The sequence below is a fragment of the Algoriphagus confluentis genome (genome assembly GCF_036245625.1).
Classification (GTDB): Bacteria; Bacteroidota; Bacteroidia; order Cytophagales; family Cyclobacteriaceae; genus Algoriphagus; species Algoriphagus confluentis.
Window position 1 is genome coordinate 1 of record NZ_BTPD01000028.1, and the last position, 7,048, is coordinate 7,048.

Below are 7,048 nucleotides of genomic sequence, written 5' to 3' on the forward strand. Positions count from 1 at the left end.
TGAGCGATTTTTTAAGGCAGAAGACTAATGATTCGCCTATTCTCAATACAAGAATCAGAAGTTTGATTTTTTTGAGGCTAGGGACTCCGCCCCAGTTCCTTAATAAGGGGTATTAAATTTATCGTTTGATTTTTCCAAGAATTTAAAATAATTCAAAATTAGTTGAAATTAGATTAAATATTTTGTTAGTTTAAGATATTGGAAAACAAACTAAGGCTTAGGGGGGGGGGGTAGACCTAAGAATTCAGAAGAATATTCCGAAAAAATCCGTTTTTCAGTTTGTACTTTTCCAAGAATTGGAAGTTTCTGATCCTAAGTGATTTGGAAGTGTGAACTAGAATACTTAAAATCAACCATTCATTTAATTATTTCAAACAATTAACCATTAACAACTATGGAAAAATTAACAAATGACCAGATGGAAAATCTGGTGGGGGGAAGGGAATGTTTTGGCGAAGCGCTTGCAGTAGAAATAGCAGGGGAAAGATATCGAAATGACCCTAGTGACTTGAACCTTGCTGCATGGGCTCTTGCTTGGGCAAATTTGATAAACTGTGCTCAAGCCTAATTCAATCTGACTGTCCTTTCTGGGGCAGTCAGTTTCATAATCTGCCCTTTGTATATAGCTGAACTTAAATGTTGATGTCATGGTTTTTAAAATGAAATATATATTACTTAGCTTTATTTTAATTTTGAAATTAAGTGAAAGCAAGATTGCAGAAACCTATCCAGTTTCTTTGAGAACTGATTTATATTATCAAAATGATTCTTTAGATCCCAGGCTGATTGGGGTATGGATTATGGTAATGAAAACCGTTGATGGTCAAATAGAGTATGATGAATCGATTGAAAATAAATATTCTTATAATTTTCAAAAAAATGGAAATTACATTATTGATCTAAGAGCATTAAGAAGTAATGAATATTTTAGGGATATAAGTATTGTCGATCTTCCTAACTTTAAATGGCAGACTTCTGAAGGTGTTCTTGAAATAACTGCATATTCTAGTGCTAACGGAATGAGATTTCCGAATTCGGACAAAAAGAGATACTATTTTAAAGGCGATACTTTGGTTCGGAGTGTATCCAAATTCGAATATTACTATGTTAAGAAAGGTAATTAATTGCTTGCCTTGTGCTTTGATCGCTTTTATTTTAATTTATTTATTCCTGAATTATCAAAAAAGCATACTTAAAGATGTTGATTTTTTGAATTTTGCAACAAGTAGAGATTATATATTTTTAGATTTTTTATTATTATTTATAAGTTTGTTGATTAGTGTTGGCAGTATCTTTTTTGTTACTTTGGTAATATATCTTGGATTTTATATGGCTAATTTTTCTATCAATTTAAAAATTATTTTTGTTTTAAATCTTGTCTCAAATTTTATTTTTTTTATCCCAATGGTTTTCGATTTGGTGTCCAAGAAAACTAATTTAAAAGTAGATCTATCTCTTCAGGCGTTATTCTTTGATGACAATACGTCGACTTCTTTGGATTATCTCCTCATTTCAGTTAATTTATTTGAATTGTTATATATTCTTTTATTTTCTTTTTTAATCAGCAAAGTTTCACAAAGCGATTTTGATAATAATTTGAAGGTTGTATTGCTTTCATACGGTGGTATATTTCTTTTGTGGATTATATTTATTTTGTTTATTTCTTTGAAATAATTGATGGCATATTTCTAAATATGGTCAAGTATTGTCAACATAATCTGTATAATTGGTGATCGCTCCCGCTAAAATCCCTGTGGTCTTGCAGCAGGCGAGTTCTGACTGTGGAGTGGCCTGCTTGGCTTCAGTCATCCGATACTTTGGCGGTGAGCGGTCGATTGAATACCTCCGTCACTTGAGCGGCACAGCCATTCAGGGTACCACGGTTTTGGGTTTGGTGGAAGCAGCCAAGCAGTTGGGTATGGAAGGCGATGCTTTTCGGGTAAAGCAAATGAGTTACTTGGATGAGTTGGAGTTCCCTGTCATTCTTCATGTGGTGATCGATCAGAAATTAAGCCACTTTGTGGTGTGCTATGGTAAAAAAGGTGAGCAGTATCAGCTGATGGATCCGGCTTTGGGAGCTTGCTGGATTACGGCGGAGGAGCTTTTGGCAATCTGGCAAAGCAGGACGTTGATCTTGATCCGCCCCGGTTCCGAGTTTGAGACTTCGGAAAGTAGCCTTCTGAAAAAGAAAAAATGGATCTTGGACTTGGTGCGACCAGATCTTCCCATTCTACTAATCTCGGGTTTTCTTGGTTTGGTCACCACGATCTTGGGGCTGGCTGTGGCGGTATTTTCCCAAAAACTCATCGATGAGTTTCTGCCCAATCAGGCCTGGCAAAAGCTGGCTCTGGGTCTGGTACTGCTTTTTGTCCTCTTGATCGGAAGATCGGTGCTCAGCTACCTGCGTGCTTCCATTTTGGTGCGTCAAAGCAAAGAATTGAATCTCCGACTGATCAGCGGATTTTTTGAGCAGTTGCTGGGATTACCCAAGCGATTCTTTGACTCCCGAAAGGTCGGGGATATCACCTCGCGGATGAATGATTCGCGCCGCATTCAGCGGGCGGTGTCGGTCTTGACTACCGAACTGATGGTGGATTCCTTTGTGGTCATCGTGTGTACGACTTCGATTTTTTTATACGCTTGGGAGATTGGATGTTGGGTTGCTGTTTTTCTCCCCGTTTATTTTCTTCTGGTTTACCGATACCACAGACCGATTCAAAAGGGTCAGAAAGCAGTGATGATGAGCTATTCGGGTTCGGAATCGGGTTTTATCGATACGCTTACGGGTATAGGAGCCGTCAAGGGAGATTCTAAAGAGGGGCTGTTTTTGAAAGCTAATCAAAGTGCCTACCAACGATTTCAGGATGATGCTTTTGCCTTAGGACAAGTCAGCAATCGCTTGGGCTTGGTATCCCAACTGGCGGGTGTGGTGTTTTTGGTTTCTGTTTTGGGCACTTGCTGCTATCTGGTGGCACAAAATCAAATGGAACTGGGAGTCTTGGTGGCGATCAGCGGAATGCTCGGCATGCTGGTCCCGGCAGTGAACAAACTGGCCCTTGCCAATCTTCAAATCCAAGAAGCACAGATCGCAGGGGATAGACTTTATGAATTTGTACAGGTAAAAAAGGAGCATGTAGAAGATGGGGAGGAGATTCCTGAGACGGTAACCCGGATTCAGGTGGAGAACTTGAGTTTCCGCTTTCCCGGCAGGAAATTACTCTTTGATGGGCTGACTTTTGAACTGAAGCAAGGGAAATTGAGCATCCTGTTGGGCGAATCAGGGGGTGGTAAAAGTACACTCTTACAAGTTTTGATGGGTTTTTATTCCCCCGAATCGGGATCTATCCTGATCAATGAGGATAGGTCCATGAAAGCTATTTCTAAAAAAAGCTGGCGTGAACAGGTAGGGTATGTGCCTCAGGAGATCAAGATTTTCAACGGGAGTCTGGGGTATAACCTCAGCTTGGATCCCAATCCGGCTTGTTTTGAACAGGTGGTTCGAAGATGTCAGGAGTTGGGATTGCATGAGTTTTTCGAGCGAATGCCACAGGGCTATTTTACTCAGGTGGGAGAAGAAGGAGTGAATTTATCGGGAGGCCAAAAGCAGCTGGTAGGCATTGCCAGGGCTTTGATCAAACGTCCTAAGGCACTTTTTCTGGATGAATTCACCGGAGCCATGGATCGGATGACTGAGCAGAAAATGCTGGACTTGATCCTGAAGGTGAAGAAAGAGATTCCTGTTTTGGTAGTCACACACCGCATCCGACCTGCCCTGCTTGCAGACGAGGTGATGATTTTGGATCAGGGTAGACTGGTGGAGGTGGGTACGCCCGACCTATTGGCGCAGGGAGAAAACCTACTTTCGGAAAGTTTGAGGGATTTAGTGAGGGGCTGAGTCAGCAGGAACGGGCTTTTCGGTAGGCAGTAGGCAGTTTGCAGTCCTGCTAACTATCGGGAGCAGGGTTCAGTGTTCAAGTTGAAGCTTGTAGTCCTTTCAATAATCTGTGCAAGTCTGTGTAATCTGTGAGCGATTTTTTAAGGCAGAAGACTAATGATTCGCCTATTCTCAATACAAGAATCAGAAGTTTGATTTTTTTGAGGCTAGGGACTCCGCCCCAGTTCCTTAATAAGGGGTATTAAATTTATCGTTTGATTTTTCCAAGAATTTAAAATAATTCAAAATTAGTTGAAATTCGATTAAATATTTTGTTAGTTTAAGATATTGGAAAACAAACTAAGGCTTAGGGGGGGGGTAGACCTAAGAATTCAGAAGAATATTCCGAAAAAATCCGTTTTTCAGTTTGTACTTTTCCAAGAATTGGAAGTTTCTGATCCTAAGTGATTTGGAAGTATGAACTAGAATACTTAAAATCAACCATTCTTTTAATTATTTCTAACAATTAACCATTAACAACTATGGAAAAATTAACAAATGACCAGATGGAAAATCTTGTGGGGGGGAGTTTCTAGGGCAGAGTACTGTATGACTCTTGCGAATCTTTGGAATTCAGGGGGATGGCATGGAGGTATGACGCTTTTTGCTAGTACGTGGACTGAACATTGCGGGAATCATGGCTTCGATTTCGAAGCTGTGGTTTAATTGAAAAACAAAAGATAGCTTCCTTTATTGGAAGCTATCTTTTATAGTTATACAAACAACTTAAATAAATAACCAGTTTTAATATAATGGTTCGATGCCTTTTTTGTTTTGTTTTTATTATCATTTATTCAAAATCCTTAACTCAGGATATGGGAAGGATCTTTGGACAGATTGTTGATCCTGAGACTAATGAAGGACTTGCAAATGTTTCAGTTTATATAAAAGATGGGAATCGAGGAACTTTTTCAAATAAAGAAGGGAATTTTATTTTCAACAGCAATAGGAATGAAGGAAATTTGGTTTTTCAATTATTGGGGTATAAGCCTGTTGAAATTAGTTTAGATTCTGTACGAGAAAAGATATTAATACTCATGTATCCTGACCCCTATTTTTTAGATGAAGTTATTGTAAAAGCCGATTCATCTTTACAGATCATGAAAGAAGCCTTTTCAAGATTGAAAGAGAATTATCCAAACAAACAATATTTAATTAAAGGATATTATAGGGAATCTGTATTGCGAGATACAAGTTATGTGAGATTTTTAGATGCCGCAATTGGTATAAATGATTTTTCTTATAGATCTGATCCTCTTCGAAGAAAAGTTCAGGTATATAGCCTGCGAAAAAGTGAAGATTTTGTTGAAGAGGATTTATTCACAAAACTTCTTTCAAATATATTTACTGAAAAAAATGATTTCCTTATTAGTTTAAATTATAGGGATATTTTGAGAAGGTATCATAGTGAACCTTCATATTTTAGAGGGATCAAGAAAGATTTATTGGATTTTTTTGATTTTAAACTTGATTCTATTTTTAAAAGTGGGGATGATCGAATTGCCAAAATTTCTTTTTCAGCACCGACTGGAATGTTTTCCACAAATGGGTTTTTCGTTGTTAATCTATCGGATTTTGCGGTAGTTTCAATTGAAATGGTTCGTGTTCCAAATGATAGATTCACAGCCGATTTATTTATGAAAAAGGTACTTACTAATTATTCGAGAATAGAATATCGTAAGGTTAATGATAGATATTATTTATCAAGGTTTTATTCTCAAGGTACAGAAAATTTAGCTGCTATTGATTCTGATTCTAAAGACGGTATTCAAGTATTAAAAATGGAGCTTTGGGTAAATGAGATTTTTGATAATAAAAGATTTTTTGATAAAGTGAAAAATAGAAATGCATTAGTTTGGGAGACTAAATTGAAAAATTTAGATATTCCTTATGATCCTGATTTTTGGAAAACTTTTAATTTTATACCCGATTTGATTGAATACCAAAAGATGGTTCGTGACTTAGAAAATTTAAGTTCTAAAAAGTAATTGTATGGGTAGGTTTCTTTTACCAATATACGAGTTTACCAATCAGTCCTTCTTGAGAGTTTTTATTATTGTTGCTATACTAAATTTAATTTCAACACTAATCTACAACCATTTGGTATGGACTGAATTGGTTTATTTAAATGAGGTGGGGCTCAAAATTCCTGATGATAATTTTAAGAAAGGTAGCGTATCCAGATTTTGGATTAGCATGACTGTTGATTTTATTTCGCCACTTTGGCTCATGGTGAAAGTTGGGCTTGTTTGTGGATTAATCTATTTAGTAGCATATATGCTTGATTTAGTAGTTGTTCCTAGTGAACTTATGAAAAGTATATTAACCTCTTATCTTTTTGTTGTTTTTGGGGATTTGATTTATTCGGTGATTCTTTTATTTTTCGATCCCCCCTTAGTAAAAAATGATATTTTGTATTATTACCCCTTAAGTGTCCTAGGTTTTATTGATTCAAATTCTGAATTTTTAAAATTTTATTTTATTTGGTCCAGAATCAATTTTTTCCAATTGCTTTTTATTTTTTCATTATATTATTTATTTCGGACCCAACATAAGCTCTCGATTAAAAATTCTATCTTTTTGACTGTTTCGTATATTCTTTTTTATGGTCTTTTTTTAGTTTTTTGGCTATTTGTTTCTGTTTAAAGTATTTATTCTATGATGTATGGACAAGAGAAAAATTCTTTTAATATCGTTGTTTTCCTTAGTTTCACTTGGTGTTTTTCTTGTCATTTTGCGCTATTCAATTCGAGTTAAACAGGAACTTTTGTTTGTATCTGTTCCAAGTTACCTGGTAAGTAACACGAATTGTCAGTATGTTAATTTGAAAAAGGAATTAACTAATTTCCCTTCTGTCCTAATCTACTTCAATTCTTCCTGTCCGATCTGTCAGTCTGAGGCTGAGTTGATCCATAGAAATTTTAGCGAAAATCTTGAAACTTAATTTTTATGGGTTTCCTCCGAGTCGGTTGAGGAGGTCAAGAGTTTTGCAGAACACTATAGGCTTGATAGTTTGGATACGCACCGCTTTTATTCTGACACCCTTTTTAGACTGGCCTCTGCCTTTCGATTGACTGGAGTCCCCGCTACCTTTGTCTATGATGCCGAGGGGAA

6 protein-coding genes are annotated in these 7,048 nt (G+C 36.8%); all 6 read left to right on the forward strand.

The genetic code is table 11. The annotated features are described in order from the left end of the window. Positions 1–394: 394 nt before the first annotated feature. Positions 395–568 (forward strand): hypothetical protein, encoded by a 174-nt coding sequence (locus tag AAA943_RS21670; protein WP_338226513.1) that lies wholly within the window; start codon positions 395–397, stop codon positions 566–568. Positions 569–692: 124 nt separating this feature from the next. Then, a complete protein-coding gene (locus AAA943_RS21675) occupies positions 693–1,124 on the forward strand; it encodes a hypothetical protein (RefSeq protein ID WP_338226514.1) in 432 nt (143 codons plus the stop codon). Continuing rightward, positions 1,105–1,674, forward strand: a complete 570-nt coding sequence (locus tag AAA943_RS21680) for a hypothetical protein (RefSeq protein WP_338226515.1) — start codon at positions 1,105–1,107, stop codon at positions 1,672–1,674. Before AAA943_RS21675 ends, AAA943_RS21680 begins: the two co-directional genes overlap by 20 nt. 55 nt (positions 1,675–1,729) lie before the next feature. Beyond that, the gene (locus tag AAA943_RS21685) at positions 1,730–3,895 is read left to right on the forward strand and encodes a peptidase domain-containing ABC transporter (protein WP_338226516.1); all 2,166 of its coding nucleotides are present in this window, start codon (positions 1,730–1,732) and stop codon (positions 3,893–3,895) included. An 854-nt stretch (positions 3,896–4,749) separates the two neighbouring features. Then, a complete protein-coding gene (locus tag AAA943_RS21690) occupies positions 4,750–5,922 on the forward strand; it encodes a carboxypeptidase-like regulatory domain-containing protein (RefSeq protein ID WP_338226517.1) in 1,173 nt (390 codons plus the stop codon). Between the two features lie 52 nt (positions 5,923–5,974). Further along, a complete protein-coding gene (locus AAA943_RS21695; RefSeq protein WP_338226518.1) occupies positions 5,975–6,580 on the forward strand; it encodes a hypothetical protein in 606 nt (201 codons plus the stop codon). Positions 6,581–7,048 lie beyond the last annotated feature (468 nt).

What these genes read in the sequence shown, in the direction of transcription:
- AAA943_RS21690 (WP_338226517.1), top strand. Translation starts at nt 4,750, where the DNA reads ATGGGAAGGATCTTTGGACAGATTGTTGATCCTGAGACTAATGAAGGA.
- AAA943_RS21680 (WP_338226515.1), top strand. Translation starts at nt 1,105, where the DNA reads ATGTTAAGAAAGGTAATTAATTGCTTGCCTTGTGCTTTGATCGCTTTT.
- AAA943_RS21670 (WP_338226513.1), top strand. Translation starts at nt 395, where the DNA reads ATGGAAAAATTAACAAATGACCAGATGGAAAATCTGGTGGGGGGAAGG.